The sequence below is a fragment of the Paraburkholderia sp. RCC_158 genome (genome assembly GCF_041355255.1).
GTDB classification, from domain to species: domain Bacteria; phylum Pseudomonadota; class Gammaproteobacteria; order Burkholderiales; family Burkholderiaceae; genus Paraburkholderia; species Paraburkholderia graminis.
In genome coordinates this window covers 75824-92565 of the sequence record NZ_JBFUPM010000004.1, presented here as the reverse complement: position 1 = coordinate 92565, position 16742 = coordinate 75824, and the positions used below count along the sequence as shown (strand labels likewise).

The window sequence follows — 16742 nt, the reverse complement described above, 5'->3', positions numbered from 1 at the left end:
TACTGTCTGTGCGGAGCTCGCGCGAAGTCCGAGCCGTGAAGCGCCAGGTCTGGGAGCACTCACACTTTCAGGATTTTTACTTCTTCATTTGCAGTTATTGTCCCGACGGCCATGACCTACACCAGTTCAACCGTGCGCGTGCCTGATGTCGCCGCGGTGCCGCGACACATCGCGATCATCATGGACGGCAACGGCCGTTGGGCCACCCAGCGCCGCTTGCCGCGCGTGGCCGGTCATACGCGCGGCGTCGACGCGGTGCGCGCGGCCGTCGAGGCGTGCGCCCGCCAGGGCGTCGAATATCTGACGCTGTTCGCTTTCAGCTCCGAAAACTGGCGCCGTCCGAACGACGAAGTGTCGTTCCTGATGCGCCTTTTCGTCACGGCGCTGGAGCGCGAAATCGGCAAGCTGCACGCAAACGGCATCCGTTTGCGCGTGGTCGGCGATCTCGAACGTTTCGATGCACGCATCCGCGACCTGATCAAACGGGCGGAAACCAAGACCGCGCGCAATTCCCGCCTCACGCTGACCATCGCCGCCAATTACGGCGGCCGCTGGGACATCATGCAGGCGACCCGCAAGCTCGTGGAACAGGCCGCGCTCGCCGGCAAGCCGGTCGAGGTGAACGAGGATTCGTTCGCCGAGCATCTGTCCATGGCCTATGCGCCTGAGCCCGACCTCTTCATCCGCACGGGCGGCGAGCGGCGCGTCAGCAATTTCCTGCTGTGGCAACTCGCCTACACCGAGTTCTATTTCACCGACACCTTCTGGCCGGATTTCGACGCCGACGCGCTCGGCCGCGCGATTGCCTCATACGGCGAGCGTGAGCGCCGTTTCGGCCGCACCAGCGCTCAGCTCGAGCCGCAATCGCAAAACGTCGATTCGCTTCCATGCTAAAAACCCGTGTCATCACGGCGATTGTGCTTCTGGCGGTGTTCCTGCCCGTCACGTTGTTCGCGCCGGTCGGCGCGTTCGGCGCGCTGATCGCCTTCGTCGTCGTGTTCGCCGCATGGGAATGGGCCCGCCTGCTGAAGCTGGGCGGCGCCGGCCCGGTTATCTACGCGCTCGTCGCGGCGGTCGCGCTCGTGGCCAGCACGCGGCTTGGCATCGGCGTGGACAGCGCGCAGCCGTTTTACAAGGCGGCCGCCATTTTCTGGGTGATCGCCGGCCCGTTCGTGCTGCTGCGCAAGCCGACGCTCGCGCAAGGCGCCTGGCGCAGCTTTCTGCTGCTTGTCGGGATTGTGATATTCGTCGCCTGCTGGCATGCTCTCGTCGCCGCGCGCATGCAAGGCGTGCCGTTCGTGCTGTCGCTGCTGCTATTGGTATGGCTCGCGGATATCGGCGCATACTTCTCGGGTAAGGCGTTCGGCAAGCACAAGCTCGCGCCCGCCATCAGTCCCGGCAAGACGTGGGAGGGCGCGATCGGCGGCTGGCTCGCGGTGATGATCGTCGCGGTGGCGGCGGTCCTTTCGCATGCGTTCGAGCCGACCCTGTATTCTGAGCTGTGGGCGCATTGGGGCGCCCCGCGCGCGCTGCTTGCCCTGACGCTGCTGGTGGCGTTCAGCGTGGTGGGCGACCTTTTTGAATCCATGATGAAACGCCAGGCCGGCGTGAAAGATTCGAGCGGCCTGTTGCCGGGGCACGGAGGCGTGCTCGACCGCATCGACGCATTGTTGCCGGTGCTGCCGCTTGCCATGCTGCTGCTCGGCTAGAGAAAGAGATATGCAAAAACGTCTGACATTGCTCGGTTCCACGGGCTCGATTGGAGACAGCACGCTCGACGTCGTCGCGCGTCATCCCGAGCGCTTTTCGGTTTATGCGCTCACCGCGCACCGCAACGGCGACAAGCTCGTCGAGCAATGCCTGCGCTTCCGGCCGGAAGTGGCGGTAGTCGGCGACGCCGACACGGCGGCGCGCGTCGCGGCCAAGCTGCGCGACGCGGGCTGCAAGACCGAGGTGACGCACGGCGCCGAGGCGCTCGTCGAGGTGTCGAAGAGCGACGGCTGCGACACCGTGGTCGCGGCCATCGTCGGCGCGGCCGGCCTCGCGCCGAGCCTCGCGGCCGCGCGCGCCGGCAAGCGCATCCTGCTCGCGAACAAGGAAGCGCTCGTGATGTCGGGCGCTATCTTCATGGATGCCGTGCATGACAACGGCGCCGTGCTGTTGCCGGTCGACAGCGAACACAACGCCATTTTCCAGTGCCTGCCGCGCGAAGCCGCGCTGCATGGCGGCGTCTCCAAGATCATCCTGACCGCGTCGGGCGGCCCGTTCCGCACGCGCGAACCGGCCACGCTCGCCGACGTCACGCCCGATGAAGCCTGCAAGCATCCGAACTGGGTGATGGGCCGCAAGATCTCCGTCGACTCCGCGACCATGATGAACAAGGGCCTCGAGGTCATCGAGGCGCATTGGCTGTTCGGCTTGCCGGGCGAACGCATCGACGTGCTGATTCATCCGCAAAGCGTGATTCATTCGCTGGTGTCGTACGCCGACGGTTCGGTGCTCGCGCAACTCGGCAACCCGGACATGCGCACGCCGATCGCGCACGCGCTCGCGTTCCCGGATCGCGTGGATTCGGGCGTCGCGCAACTGGATCTGGTGGAAATCGCGTCGCTGTCGTTTGAAAAGCCGGACTACACGCGTTTCCCTTGCCTGGCATTGGCCATGAAGGCGCTCGCCGAAGGCGGCGTCGCCAGCGCGGCGCTCAATGCCGCTAACGAAATTGCTGTTGAAGCGTTCCTGTCGCGCCAGATCGGCTTCATGGCGATCGCGCAGGTGGTCGACTCGGTGCTCAACGCGTTGCCCAATCGCAGCGCGCATGCGCTCGAAGACGTGATCGAAGCGGACGCCGCCGCGCGTCGCGCCGCAGCCGAATTCATCGCGCGTCTGCCCGACGCCGCCCGCCGCACGGAACGCGCCGTCCAGTGAGGCGCCTATGAATCTGCTGATCGAAGTGCTCGCCTTCGCGGTCGCGATTGGCGTGCTGGTGGTCGTCCACGAATATGGGCATTACAGCGTGGCGCGGCTGTGCGGCGTCAAGGTGCTGCGCTTTTCGATTGGCTTCGGCAAGCCGCTGTTCCAATGGGTTAGTCCGAAGAGCGGCACCGAATGGACGGTCGCCGCGCTGCCGCTCGGCGGCTACGTGAAGATGCTCGACGAGCGCGAGACGGGCGGCGCGCCGATTCCCGCCGAAGCGTTGCCGCATGCGTTCAACCGGCAGTCGGTGTGGCGCCGTATCGCAATCGTCGCGGCAGGGCCGGTCGCGAATTTCTTGCTTGCCATCGTCCTGTTCGGCCTCGTGTTCGCGACCGGCGTCACCGAACCGGCGGCGATTCTTGCCACGCCCGCGCCCAACACGACCGCTGCGGCCGCCGGTTTCGAAGGCGGCGAAACAGTGGTGGCGGTGCGCGCGGAGAACGCGGCCGAGTCCGAGCCGGTGCGCTCGTGGTCCGACTTGCGCTGGAAGCTGCTCGGCGCTGCGTTCGATCACAAGCGCGTCGTGCTGATCGCAAAAGGCGCGAACGGCCCGTCCGACTTCCAGCTCGATTTGCGCGGTGTCACCGAAAAGGACGTCGACGACGACTTCATGTCGCGGCTCGGCTTCGAACCCGGCGGGGGCAAGCTGACGGTTGCCGGCGTGCAACCCGGCAGTGCCGCGCAAAAGGCGGGACTTCTTCCGGGCGATCGCTTGCGCGCGATCAACGGAGTCGCGACTGATAACGCCACAGCCTTCATCGCGTATGTAAAATCGCACGCCGGCCAACCGCTGACGCTGCAAGTAGAGCGCGCAGCCGCGGGTCAAACGGAAGCACAGGGCTCGGGCAAGCTCGAAGACATCAGGATCGTTCCGCAAGCGCAGCGCGACGCGGCAACGGGGCAGCAGGTCGGTCGCATCGGCGCCGAACTGGCGACCCAGGTGCCGTCCATCAACGTGCGTTATGGACCGGTCGAAAGCCTTCAGCTCGGCGCGCGCCGCACGTGGGATCTCGCGGTTTACTCGGTGCGGATGTTCGGCCGCATGATCGTCGGCGATGCATCGCTGAAGAATCTGTCCGGTCCGGTGACCATCGCCGATTACGCAGGAAAGAGCGCACGTCTAGGTCCTTCTGCATTCCTGTCGTTCCTCGCCCTCGTCAGTATTAGCCTCGGTGTACTGAACCTGCTACCAATTCCGGTATTGGACGGGGGTCATCTGTTATATTATTTGGTTGAAGCTGTGACCGGTAAAGTTGTCTCCGATCGCTGGCAACTCGTTTTTCAGAGGGCGGGTCTCGCCTGCATCGTCGCTTTGTCGGCGATTGCACTGTTCAACGATCTCGCTCGTTTAATCCACTTTTAAAGTGTCCGGCGGCGCTCACAATAGCGACCGTCCGACCTGATGCAGCTATACACACTGGGGAAGCACGTTGTTTAAACCTCATCGCTTTGTTCCGAAGACGGTTATAACCGCGGCATTCGCCGCGCATGGGCTGGTTGCTCACGCAACCACGCCCTTCGTGGTGCAAGACATCCGGATCGAGGGATTGCAACGCGTCGAACCCGGTACGGTGTTCGCCTACCTGCCCATCAAGCAGGGCGACACGTTCAACGACGACAAGGCATCCGAAGCGATTCGCGCGCTGTACGCAACGGGTTTCTTCAACGACGTCAAGATCGCGACCGAAGGCAATGTAGTGATCGTGCAGGTGCTGGAGCGTCCGGCCATCGGCACGATCGACTTCGCGGGCATTCACGAATTCGACAAGGAAAACCTGACCAAGGCGCTGCGCGCGGTCGGTTTGTCGCAAGGCCGTTACTACGACAAGGCGCTCGTCGATAAGGCGGAACAGGAACTGAAGCGCCAGTACCTGACGCGCGGCTACTATGCAGCCGAAGTCACGACCACCATCACGCCGATCGACCGCAATCGCGTCTCGGTGCTGTTCTCGGTGGCCGAAGGGCCGAGCGCCAAGATTCGCCAGATTAACTTTATCGGCAACAAGGCGTTCAGCACCGGCACGCTGCGCGACGAAATGCAGTTGTCCACGCCGAACTGGTTCTCGTGGTACACGAAGAATGACCTGTACGCGAAAGACAAGCTCACCGGCGACCTCGAAAGTATCCGCTCGTACTACCTGAACCGCGGCTATCTCGAGTTCAACATCGAGTCGACCCAGGTGTCGATCACGCCGGACAAGAAGGACATGTATCTGACGGTCACGCTGCATGAAGGCGAGCCGTACACCATCTCGAGCATCAAGCTGGCCGGCAATCTGCTCGACCGCGAGCCGGAGCTCGCGAAGCTCATCAAGATCAAACCGGGCGACCGCTTCTCGGCCGAAAAGCTGCAATCCACGACCAAGGCAATCGTCGACAAGCTGGGCGAATACGGTTACGCGTTCGCGACCGTCAACGCGCAGCCGCAGATCGACCAGTCGAATCACAAGGTGGACCTGACGCTGCAAGTGGACCCGAGCCGCCGGGTCTACGTGCGCCGCATCAACGTGGTGGGCAACACCCGTACGCGCGACGAAGTGGTGCGCCGCGAAATGCGCCAGCTCGAAAGCTCGTGGTTCGACTCGAACCGCCTCGCGTTGTCGAAAGACCGTATCAACCGTCTTGGCTACTTTACCGACGTCGACGTGACCACGATCCCCGTGGAAGGCACGCCCGACCAGGTGGACGTGGACGTGAAGGTCGCCGAAAAACCGACCGGCGCGATTACGCTGGGCGCGGGCTTCTCGTCGACGGACAAGGTGGTGCTGTCCGCAGGCGTCTCGCAAGACAACGTGTTCGGTTCGGGCACGAGCCTCGCGGTGAACGTCAACACCGCGAAGACGTATCGCACGTTGACCGTCACGCAGGTCGACCCGTACTTCACGGTGGACGGCATCAAGCGTATTACCGACGTCTACTACCGCACGTATCAGCCGCTGTACTACTCGACCGATTCGAGCTTCAAGATCGTCACGATGGGCGGCGACCTGAAGTTCGGCATCCCGTTCTCGGAAGTCGATACGGTGTACTTCGGCGCAGGTCTGGAGCAGAACAAGCTCGACGTCGACGCGAACACGCCGGCGTCGTACAAGCAATACGTCGACGACTTCGGCCGCGTGTCGAACAACGTGCCGGTCACGGTGGGCTGGTCGCGCGACGCGCGTGACAGCGCGCTCGTGCCGAGCCGCGGCTACTTCGCGCAGGCGAACGCCGAATACGGCACGCCGATCGGCAGCACGCAGTATTACAAGGCCGACATCAACGCACAGTACTATTACTCGTTTGCGCGCGGCTTCGTGCTGGGCTTCAACTTCCAGGGCGGCTACGGCAAGGGCACGGGCGGCAAGCCATACCCGATTTTCAAGAACTACTACGCGGGCGGTATCGGTTCGGTCCGTGGCTACGAGCCGAGCTCGCTCGGTCCGCGCGACAAGACGACTGGCGATCCGATCGGCGGCTCGAAGCTGCTCGTCGGCAACATCGAATTGACATTCCCGCTGCCGGGCACCGGCTATGATCGCACCTTGCGCGTGTTCACGTTCCTCGACGCCGGTAACGTCTGGGCGGACGCGAGCGCTGCGGCCAATTCGAACGGCGCGAACGGTCTGCGTTACGGCTACGGTGTCGGTCTCGCATGGATTTCGCCGATCGGGCCGCTCAAGCTGAGCCTGGGCTTCCCGCTCACCAAGCATACGGGCGACCAGTATCAGAAGTTCCAGTTCCAGATCGGGACGGCGTTCTGATCCGCGTTGCGGACGGCTCGCCAAACAACAGTATCGAGAGGATCACTTTGCTAACCGGTATGTTTTCGAAACGTGTGGCTTGCGCGCTGGCGCTGGCAATGACGCTGGGCGTCGGAGTGGCGCACGCTCAGGAAGCCAGGATCGCCGCGGTGAATTCGGACCGGATTCTGCGGGAATCGGCGGCGGCGAAGGCGGCCCAGGTCAAGCTCGAGGCCGAGTTCGCCAAGCGCGACAAGGACCTCGCGGACATGGCGCAGAAGCTCAAGTCGATGTCCGATTCGCTCGACAAGAACGGCGCGTCGATGTCGTCCACGGACCGTGCGCAAAAGCAGCGCGATCTGTCGCAACTCGACACCGACTTCCAGCGCAAGCAACGCGAGTTCCGCGAAGACCTGAATCAGCGCCGCAATGAAGAACTGGCAGCGGTGCTGGACCGCGCGAACAAGGTGATCAAGCAGATCGCCGAGGCGCAGCACTATGACCTGATCGTGCAGGAAGCGGTGTATGTGAGCCCGCGCATCGACATTACGGATCAGGTGCTCAAGGCTCTCGCGGCTTCGGGCAACTGAAGGCGGTAGTAGAGCGCCGACAGCGCGCACTGACAGCGCGCACCGACAAGTTGTACTGATCAGCAGGAGACACGATAGGCATGGCTTTTACGCTCGAGGACATCGTCCAGCGGTTCGGCGGTGAAGTAGTGGGAGACGGTTCGCAGCGCGTCGGCAGTCTGGCGCCGCTCGACCAGGCAGGCCCGGACCAGCTGGCGTTCCTCGCCAACCCGAAGTACCTGTCGCAAGTCGAAACAACCCGCGCGGGCGCGGTGCTGATCAATGCGGACGACCTCGCGAAGCTCGCATCGGGCAGCGGGCGTAATTTCATCGTCACACCGAACCCGTACGCTTACTTCGCGCGCGTCGCGCAAACCTTCATCGACCTCGCCACGCCGAAGGTCGCGCCCGGCATTCATCCGAGCGCGACGATCGATCCGTCCGCGCAGATCGCCGCAAGCGCGGTGATCGGGCCGCATGTCACGGTGGATGCGGGCGCGGTCATCGGCGAAAATGTGCGGCTCGACGCGAACGTGGCCATTGGCCGCGGCACGCGCATCGGCGCTGGCTCGCATCTCTATCCGAATGTCACCGTGTATCACGGCTGCAAGCTCGCCGAGCGCGTGATCGTGCACGCGGGCGCGGTCATCGGTTCGGACGGCTTCGGCTTCGCGCCGGATTTCGTCGGCGAAGGCGACGCGCGCACCGGTAGCTGGGTGAAGATTCCGCAAGTGGGCGGCGTGTCGATCGCGGCGGACGTCGAAATCGGTGCAAACACCACGATCGACCGCGGCGCGATGGCCGATACGATCATCGAGGAGTGCGTGAAAATCGACAACCTCGTGCAGATCGGGCACAACTGCAAGGTCGGCGCGTATACGGTCATTGCCGGTTGCGCGGGCATTGCGGGCAGCACGACCATCGGCCGTCACTGCATGATCGGCGGCGCGGTCGGCATTGCCGGGCATGTGACGCTGGCCGATCACGTGATCGTGACCGCGAAGTCCGGCGTGTCCAAGTCGCTGCTCAAGCCCGGCATGTACACCAGCGCATTCCCGGCCGTGAATCACGCCGACTGGAACAAGAGCGCGGCCTTGCTGCGCAATATCGACAAGCTTCGCGACCGCATCAAGGCACTGGAAAACGCCGCCGCGGATCAGCAGGACAGCAAGCCGGCGAGCGCGGCATCCGGCGCGGCAGGTCATGCACGGAGCGAGAAAAGCTAGTTTTCCGGACGGCCCGCCGACTCCGCGTAAAATGGCGGGCGAATATCAGGAAGCGAAGAGGGTTGCCGTGACCCGCGGTGGCACGGCAACCGGTTCACGGCGAGCGCCGGCAGCATGCGCTCATCACGCGCTAACAACGCGTTGACAACCCACCTGCACCAGCATCCGCAGTCATCATCGCGCAGTCAATGCGTGAGCAGAAACACCATGAGCACCGAAAAAATCAATCTCGACATCCATAAGATTCTCACGCTGCTGCCCCATCGTTACCCGATCCTGCTGGTCGACCGGGTGCTCGAACTCGAGCCGCACAAGAGCATCAAAGCGTTGAAGAACGTGTCGATCAACGAGCCGTATTTCCAGGGGCATTTCCCGACGCGTCCGGTCATGCCTGGCGTACTGATCCTCGAAGCGCTTGCGCAAACGGCGGCGCTGCTGACGTTCTCGGAAGAGCCGAGCGATCCGTCGAACACGCTGTATCTGTTTGTCGGTATCGACAACGCGCGCTTCAAGCGTGTCGTCGAGCCGGGCGATCAGCTCATCCTGAACTGCACGTTCGAACGGCATATGCGCGGCATCTGGAAGTTCAAGGCGCGGGCCGAGGTGGACGGCGTGGTGGCGGCTGAAGCCGACCTGATGTGCGCGGTGCGTCACACGGACAAGGACGCCTGAATCAAGGGCACCTGACTCGAGCTTCGGCCAGCCGGCGCCTCATGCAGCGCAGCCGGCTCGCCGCAGCCCATCCAGACAACGCAACAGAATCAGAAGCGAGGACGCATGAGCAGGATTCATCCCACTGCGATCGTCGAACCGGGCGCACAACTCGACGAATCCGTTGAAGTCGGACCGTATGCCGTGATCGGCGCGCATGTCACGATCGGCGCGCGGACCACGGTCGGCTCGCACAGTGTGATCGAAGGTCACACCACGATCGGCGAAGACAACCGCATCGGCCACTACGCATCGGTCGGCGGCCGTCCGCAGGACATGAAGTACAAAGACGAGCCGACGCGGCTCGAGATCGGCAACCGCAACACGATCCGCGAGTTCACCACGATCCACACCGGCACGGTGCAGGACGCAGGCGTGACCACGCTCGGCGACGACAACTGGATCATGGCGTACGTGCACATCGGCCATGACTGCCACGTGGGCAACAACGTCATTCTGTCGAGCAACGCGCAGATGGCGGGCCATGTGACGATCGGCGACCACGCGATCGTCGGCGGCATGTCGGGCGTGCATCAGTTCGTGCGCATCGGCGCGCATTCCATGCTGGGCGGCGCATCGGCGCTCGTGCAGGACATTCCGCCGTTCGTGATCGCGGCCGGCAACAAGGCGGAGCCGCACGGCATCAACGTCGAAGGTCTGCGCCGCCGCGGGTTCTCGCCGGACGCCATTTCGGCGCTGCGCTCGGCGTACCGTCTGTTGTACAAGAACAGCCTGTCGCTCGAGGAAGCCAAGGCGCAACTGCGTGAGCTCGCATCCGCCGGCGGCGACGGCGACGGCCCGGTTGGGACGCTGCTCGCATTCGTCGAAGCGTCGCAGCGCGGCATCATCCGCTAAGCGATGGCATTGCAACCCAGTCCGCTGCGCATCGCGATGGTGGCCGGCGAGCCGTCCGGCGACCTGCTGGCGTCGTCGCTGCTGGACGGCCTTGCGAGCCGCCTGCCTGCCGCCACGCATTATTACGGGATCGGCGGTCCGCGCATGGTCGCCACCGGTTTCGACGCCCATTGGCCGATGGAGAAGCTGTCCGTGCGCGGCTATGTCGAAGCGTTGCGGCATATTCCCGAGATTCTGCGCATCCGCACCGACCTGAAGCGCCAACTGCTGGCCGAGCCGCCCTCGGTGTTCGTCGGCGTCGATGCACCCGATTTCAACTTCGGGCTCGAGCATCCGCTGCGCGAGGCCGGCATCCCGACCGTTCACTTCGTGTGCCCGTCCATCTGGGCGTGGCGCGGCGGGCGCATCAAGAAGATCGCCAAGGCGGTCGACCACATGCTGTGCGTGTTCCCGTTCGAAACGGCGCTGCTGGAAAAAGCGGGCGTCGCGGCATCGTACGTGGGTCATCCTCTTGCCGACGAAATTCCGCTTGAGCCGGACACGCTCGGCGCGCGCCGCACGCTCGGTCTCGCGGAAAGCGGTCCGGTCATCGCGGTGCTGCCGGGCAGCCGCCGCTCGGAGATCGATCTGATCGGGCCGACGTTTTTCGCCGCGATGGAAATGATGCAGCACCAGGAGCCCGGTCTGCGCTTCGTGATGCCCGCGGCCACGCCGGCATTGCGTGAGATGCTGCGCCCGCTGGTCGATTCGCACCCCGGTCTCGCGCTCACGATTACGGACGGCCAGTCGCAACTCGCCATGACCGCTGCCGACGCGATCCTCGTTAAAAGCGGCACGGTGACGCTCGAGGCCGCGCTCCTGAAAAAGCCGATGGTCATCTCGTACAAGGTGCCCTGGCTGACGGGTCAGATCATGCGCCGGCAGGGTTATCTGCCGTACGTCGGCTTGCCGAACATTCTGGCGGGCCGCTTCGTGGTGCCCGAAATCCTCCAGCACTTCGCGACGCCGCAGGCGCTCGCCGAAGCCACGCTGAAACAGTTGCGCGATGAAGCCAACCGGCGCACGCTGACGGAAATCTTCACGGAGATGCATCACGTGCTGAAGCAGAACACCGCGCAGCGTGCGGCGGAAGTGGTCGCGAGTGTCGTTGAGAAGCGCAGGGCGCGGCCGTGAGCGACGAACGCACCAAGCGCACTAACGAGCACGCCGCTGCGCACGCGCCACGCCGGAAGACGGCGGGCCTTGCCAGCGCGGCGACTCGGCAGGTCGGCCTGAACTTCGAGACGGCGGACGACATCGTCTGCGGCGTCGACGAAGCCGGGCGCGGGCCGCTGGCCGGGCCGGTCGTCGCTGCTGCTGTGATTTTCGATCCGTCGAAGCCGATGATTCGCGGCCTCGACGATTCGAAAATGCTTACCGCGAAAAAGCGCGACGAACTGTACGAGAAGATCGTCGACCGTGCGCTCGCTTACTGCATCGCCTCGGCAACGGTCGAGGAAATCGATACGCTGAACATTCTGCACGCCACCATGCTGGCCATGAAGCGCGCGGTAGAAGGGCTGTCCGTCACGCCGACGCTCGTGAAGGTGGACGGCAACCGCTGCCCCACGCTGAGCGTTCGCAGCGAAGCGGTGATCGGCGGCGACGCACTGGTCAAAAGCATTTCGGCGGCGTCGATTCTCGCGAAGGTGACGCGCGACCGGATGCTGCTCGAATTGCACCAGACTTATCCCGCGTACGGCTTTAACGCGCATGCCGGCTACGGCACGCCGCAGCATCTGGCGGCCTTGCGCGAACATGGGCCGTGCGAGCATCACCGGCGCTCGTTCGCACCCGTGCGCGAAGCGCATCTGCGATTCGGCACCGGCGTGCCGCTGCCGGCGGGCGAGATTATCGCCGTGCCGGAAATACTCGCGGACGGCGTGCTGGACGATGCGCTGCTCGACGGCGACGCGTTCGGCGAACGCAGCGGCGCGTGAGCAGAAGGCGCCGCAGCTAACGTGGCACAATCGCCCGTCAATGCTGCCGTCGCCGTAACCAGCACCTAGCCGCACCGCATGCGATCAGCAACGCGCTCATCCCTTTCCTCATTTCTCACCGTCTTCGCTGCCTGTGAAAGCCATCACCTCGCGGGACAATCCGCTCTATAAACGCCTGAAGGCGCTTGCCGGATCGACGCATCAACAGCGTCGCAGCGGTCATGCGCTGCTGGAAGGTTTTCATCTCGCGAGCGCGTATCTCGACGTCGCGGGGCAGCCGGAAATGTGCATCGTCACCGAGGGCGCGCTGCGTCACGACGAAGCGCAGGCGATCGTTTCGCGTATCGACGAGCAACGCATCGTGACGTTGCCGGACGCGCTGTTCGGACAACTGTCGAATGTCGTGCACGGCGTCGGCATGCTGCTGCTAGTGGAAAAGCTCGACACGCCGCTGCCCGACACGGTCGCGCAAACCTGCATCGTGCTCGACGGCGTGCAGGACGCAGGCAACGTCGGCTCCATCTTGCGCAGTGCGGCCGCGGCCGGCATTCAGCAGGTGTTCTGCGCGCCGGGCACGGCATACGCTTGGTCGTCGAAAGTATTGCGCTCGGGCATGGGCGCGCACTTCCTGCTGCAGATTCACGAAGACGTCGAAGCGCAGACGTTGATCGAGCGCCTCGCGGTGCCGGTTGTCATCACGGATTCGCACGGCGCCGAAGCGATCTACGATTGCGATTTGAGCGCGGAACTGGCGTGGGTATTCGGCAATGAAGGCGCCGGCGTGTCGCAAGCATGGCGCGACGCGGTCACGTTGCGCGTGACGATTCCGCAGCCGGGCGGCATGGAATCGTTGAACGTCGCGGCGGCCGCGGCTGTCTGCGTGTTCGAGCAATGCAGACAGCAGCGCGCGAGCCGCGCATAAACGAGCGAAGGCTCGCTCAATACGACGGCCGATCCAGCTTGATTTCCTGCAGGATCGTGGTAGCGATCTCTTCGATCGACTTGTGCGTCGACGACAGCCACTTGATCCCTTCGCGACGCATCATCGCCTCGGCTTCGTTGATCTCGTAACGGCAATTTTCCGGCGCAGCGTATTTGCTGCCAGGCCGGCGCTCGTTGCGAATCTCCGAAAGCCGTTGCGGATCGATCGACAAGCCAAACATCTTCTGCCGATGCGCCAATAGCGGCGTAGGCAGCTTGCCGCGCTCGAAATCTTCCGGAATCAGCGGATAGTTCGCCGCCTTCACGCCGTACTGCATCGCGAGGTAGAGGCTCGTCGGCGTCTTGCCGCTGCGCGATACGCCGACGAGGATCACGTCCGCGTCGGCGAGATTGCGGTTCGACTGGCCGTCGTCGTGCGCGAGCGAGAAGTTGATCGCCTCGATGCGGTTCTTGTACTCCTCGGTGTCCGCGTTCTGGTGGCCGCGCCCCATCGCGTGGCTCGACTTCAGCTCCAGTTCCTGTTCGAGCGGCTCGACGAAGGTCTGGAACATGTCGAGCACGAGCGCGTTCGAGCCTTTGACGATCTGATTCGATGCGCTGTCCACGAGCGTGGTGAAGACGATCGGACGGCGACCGTCCTGCTGGACCGCTTCATTGATTTTTTCGAGGGTGGCGTAGGCCTTTTCTGTCGAGTCGACAAAAGGCACGCGGACCAGGCGAAATTTCTGGTCGAACTGGGAGAGGATCGAATGCGCGAAGGTTTCGGCAGTGATCCCGGTACCGTCGGAGACGATGAATACGGTGGGCGGCATCAGTGGGGCAGGGAACGTGAGCGGCAAAAAGCGCTCGAATGGAACATTGCTGGAGCGACTTCGCTGCGCGGTGGCTGACCGCTCATGCAGCGGCGTCGAAACAGCGCGCCGTGGGCACCGCTACTACGCCAGGACTGGCCTGGAGGCTCTCTTCATGCATTGGAAGAGCCCTGCGGGCAGCCTGGCGCGATTCGAGGCGCAATTCTCGTCCGACAGTCACATTTCGAGAGTCGGCACGGTAGAATAGCGGCAACCTGTTGGATAAGCAATTGCAGGCGATTGGCGTCTAACTCGCTGCGAACGGTCGTTCAACGCGATGTTATCTGGAGCTAAAGCGGGCGGATCGCGATTGATCGGGCGCTAAATGCGTCGATTCGCCTTCTTCGTGCGGAAGGTGGAGCGCAAGCTCCAACCCCGCACGCCACAAGCGATTGCTTCTCCAACAGGTTGTGCAAGACGCGAGCTCACGCTTCCAATGAGCGTCTCGCGTTCGAGCCCACTTGCACAGCCGTGAATTTCTTTCACACTTAGGGGCTTGTATGACTAACGCAGTTACCGTCGCAAAGGATAAGGCGTATGTAGTTCCGTTCGAGCAGTTGCGGATGACCGATGTGGAGATTGTCGGCGGCAAGAACGCGTCGCTAGGCGAGATGATCAGTCAGCTTGCCGAAGCCGGCGTGCGCGTGCCGACCGGTTTCGCCACGACGGCACTGGCTTTCCGTGACTTCCTGCATCACAACAACCTGACGGAACGCATCGCCCAACGTCTCGAGACGCTCGACGTCGACGACGTGAAGGCGCTTGCCGAAGCGGGCAAGGAGATCCGTCAATGGATCGTCGACGCTCCCATGCAGCCGCAACTCGAAGCCGACATTCGCGCGGGCTTCGACACGCTTCAAAACAGCTCGCCTGAAGAGCTGTCGTTTGCCGTGCGTTCGTCGGCAACGGCGGAAGACTTGCCGGACGCATCGTTCGCGGGTCAGCAGGAAAGCTACCTCAACGTGGTCGGTATCGAAGACGTGCTCGATCGCATGAAGCACGTGTTCGCGTCGCTCTACAACGACCGCGCTATTTCCTATCGCGTCCACAAGGGCTTCACGCATGCTGAAGTCGCGTTGTCGGCGGGCGTGCAGCGCATGGTGCGCTCGGACGTCGGCGCGGCCGGCGTGATGTTCACGCTCGACACGGAATCGGGCTTCAAGGACGCGGTGTTCATCACGTCGAGCTACGGTCTCGGCGAAACGGTCGTGCAAGGCGCGGTGAATCCGGACGAGTTCTACGTCTACAAGACCACGCTCGCGCAAGGCAAGTATCCGATCATCCGCCGCTCGATTGGCTCGAAGCTCATCAAGATGGAGTTCACGAAGGCCGGTGAAGAAGGCCGCGTGAAGACCGTCGACGTGACGCACGAGCAGCGCAACCGCTTCTCGATCACCGACGAAGACGTGATCGAACTCGCGAAATACGCGGTCATCATCGAAAAGCACTACCAGCGTCCGATGGACATCGAGTGGGGCAAGGACGGCCGCGACGGCAAGATCTTTATCTTGCAGGCGCGTCCGGAAACGGTGAAGAGCCAGGCGACGGGCAAGGCCGAGCAGCGCTTCAAGCTGAAGGGTCAATCGAACGTGCTGGCTACCGGCCGCGCGATCGGCCAGAAGATCGGCGCGGGCCCGGTGCGCGTGATTCACGATCCGTCGGAAATGGACCGTGTGCAGCCGGGCGACGTGCTGGTCGCCGACATGACCGACCCGAACTGGGAGCCGGTCATGAAGCGCGCGTCCGCAATCGTCACGAATCGTGGCGGCCGCACGTGCCACGCGGCAATCATCGCGCGTGAGCTGGGCGTGCCGGCCGTGGTCGGCTGCGGCGACGCGACCGACGTGCTGAAGGATGGCGCGCTCGTCACGGTTTCGTGCGCGGAAGGCGACGAAGGCAAGATCTACGACGGCCTGCTAGAAACGGAAATCACCGAAGTGCAGCGCGGCGAACTGCCGCCCATTCCGGTGAAGATCATGATGAACGTCGGCAACCCGCAACTGGCTTTCGACTTCTCGCAACTGCCGAATGCGGGCGTGGGTCTCGCGCGTCTCGAGTTCATCATCAACAACAACATCGGCGTTCATCCGAAGGCGATTCTCGAGTACCCGAACATCGACCAGGACCTGAAGAAGGCCGTGGAAAGCGTCGCTCGCGGTCACGCGTCGCCGCGCGCGTTCTACGTCGACAAGCTGACCGAAGGTATCGCGACGATCGCCGCGGCCTTCTATCCGAAGCCTGTGATCGTGCGTCTGTCGGACTTCAAGTCGAACGAGTACAAGAAGCTGATCGGCGGTTCGCGCTACGAGCCGGACGAAGAGAATCCGATGCTGGGCTTCCGCGGCGCGTCGCGCTACATCGCCGAAGACTTCGCCGAAGCGTTCCAGATGGAATGCGTCGCGCTGAAGAAGGTGCGTGAAGAGATGGGCCTCGACAACGTCGAGATCATGGTGCCGTTCGTGCGTACGCTGAAGCAGGCGGAGCGCGTGGTCGGCTTGCTGGAGAAGTTCGGCCTGAAGCGCGGCGAGAAAGGGCTGCGTCTCATCATGATGTGCGAAGTGCCGTCGAACGCGATTCTCGCCGAAGAGTTCCTGCAATTCTTCGACGGCTTCTCGATCGGTTCGAACGACCTGACGCAGCTCACGCTCGGCCTCGACCGCGACTCCGGCATGGAACTGCTGGCGGTCGATTTCGACGAACGCGATCCGGCGGTCAAGTTCATGTTGAAGCGCGCAATTGAAACGTGCCTGCGTCTGGACAAGTACGTCGGCATCTGCGGTCAGGGTCCGTCGGATCATCCGGACTTCGCGCAATGGCTGACGGATGAAGGCATCAAGTCGATCTCGCTGAACCCTGACACAATCATCGAGACGTGGCAGCAGTTGGCGAAATCGTCGACGAAGTAAGCGTGCGG

Annotated in this window: 14 protein-coding genes; 13 read left to right on the top strand and 1 reads right to left on the bottom strand. The window is 63.3% G+C overall.

Going from position 1 to position 16742, the window contains the following annotated elements:
- The first annotated feature begins 111 nt into the window (after positions 1-111).
- From uppS to AB6809_RS09810, 12 genes are all read left to right on the top strand, one after another.
- Positions 112-894: a polyprenyl diphosphate synthase gene (gene uppS, locus AB6809_RS09865; protein ID WP_006048676.1), complete on the top strand. Its 783-nt coding sequence runs from the start codon at positions 112-114 to the stop codon at positions 892-894.
- Positions 888-1709 carry a phosphatidate cytidylyltransferase gene (locus AB6809_RS09860; RefSeq protein ID WP_107706687.1) on the top strand — a complete coding sequence of 274 codons (822 nt, stop codon included), beginning with the start codon at positions 888-890 and terminating at the stop codon, positions 1707-1709. The genes uppS and AB6809_RS09860 overlap by 7 nt, the downstream gene beginning before the upstream one ends.
- A 10-nt stretch (positions 1710-1719) precedes the next feature.
- Positions 1720-2925 carry a 1-deoxy-D-xylulose-5-phosphate reductoisomerase gene (locus AB6809_RS09855; RefSeq protein ID WP_053858268.1) on the top strand — a complete coding sequence of 402 codons (1206 nt, stop codon included), beginning with the start codon at positions 1720-1722 and terminating at the stop codon, positions 2923-2925.
- Positions 2926-2932: 7 nt separating this feature from the next.
- Positions 2933-4336 carry an RIP metalloprotease RseP gene (gene rseP / locus AB6809_RS09850; RefSeq protein ID WP_029970851.1) on the top strand — a complete coding sequence of 468 codons (1404 nt, stop codon included), beginning with the start codon at positions 2933-2935 and terminating at the stop codon, positions 4334-4336.
- A gap of 67 nt (positions 4337-4403) precedes the next feature.
- A complete protein-coding gene (gene bamA / locus AB6809_RS09845; protein WP_371026506.1) occupies positions 4404-6716 on the top strand; it encodes an outer membrane protein assembly factor BamA in 2313 nt (770 codons plus the stop codon).
- 47 nt (positions 6717-6763) lie between these two features.
- Positions 6764-7285, top strand: a complete 522-nt coding sequence (locus AB6809_RS09840) for an OmpH family outer membrane protein (protein WP_006048681.1) — start codon at positions 6764-6766, stop codon at positions 7283-7285.
- 80 nt (positions 7286-7365) lie between these two features.
- Entirely contained in the window at positions 7366-8490 is a 1125-nt protein-coding gene (gene lpxD / locus AB6809_RS09835) for a UDP-3-O-(3-hydroxymyristoyl)glucosamine N-acyltransferase (protein WP_371026505.1), read from the top strand.
- A 207-nt stretch (positions 8491-8697) separates the two neighbouring features.
- Positions 8698-9162 (top strand): 3-hydroxyacyl-ACP dehydratase FabZ, encoded by a 465-nt coding sequence (gene fabZ, locus AB6809_RS09830; RefSeq protein WP_006048683.1) that lies wholly within the window; start codon positions 8698-8700, stop codon positions 9160-9162.
- 105 nt (positions 9163-9267) lie between these two features.
- Positions 9268-10056, top strand: a complete 789-nt coding sequence (gene lpxA, locus AB6809_RS09825) for an acyl-ACP--UDP-N-acetylglucosamine O-acyltransferase (protein ID WP_053858266.1) — start codon at positions 9268-9270, stop codon at positions 10054-10056.
- A 3-nt stretch (positions 10057-10059) separates the two neighbouring features.
- The gene (gene lpxB, locus AB6809_RS09820; RefSeq protein ID WP_006048685.1) at positions 10060-11229 is read left to right on the top strand and encodes a lipid-A-disaccharide synthase; all 1170 of its coding nucleotides are present in this window, start codon (positions 10060-10062) and stop codon (positions 11227-11229) included.
- Positions 11226-12035 (top strand): ribonuclease HII, encoded by an 810-nt coding sequence (gene rnhB / locus AB6809_RS09815; protein WP_371026504.1) that lies wholly within the window; start codon positions 11226-11228, stop codon positions 12033-12035. Before lpxB ends, rnhB begins: the two co-directional genes overlap by 4 nt.
- 133 nt (positions 12036-12168) lie before the next feature.
- Positions 12169-12957 carry an RNA methyltransferase gene (locus tag AB6809_RS09810; RefSeq protein ID WP_006048687.1) on the top strand — a complete coding sequence of 263 codons (789 nt, stop codon included), beginning with the start codon at positions 12169-12171 and terminating at the stop codon, positions 12955-12957.
- Positions 12958-12973: 16 nt separating this feature from the next.
- On the opposite strand, the gene AB6809_RS09805 is transcribed toward AB6809_RS09810, so the two are convergent.
- Positions 12974-13789 carry a pyruvate, water dikinase regulatory protein gene (locus tag AB6809_RS09805; RefSeq protein WP_006048688.1) on the bottom strand — a complete coding sequence of 272 codons (816 nt, stop codon included), beginning with the start codon at positions 13787-13789 and terminating at the stop codon, positions 12974-12976.
- Between the two features lie 539 nt (positions 13790-14328).
- On the opposite strand from AB6809_RS09805, the gene ppsA reads away from it, so the two are divergent.
- Complete coding sequence (ppsA, locus tag AB6809_RS09800; protein WP_029970856.1) at positions 14329-16734, top strand: phosphoenolpyruvate synthase; 2406 nt, start codon at positions 14329-14331, stop codon at positions 16732-16734.
- Positions 16735-16742: the final 8 nt, after the last annotated feature.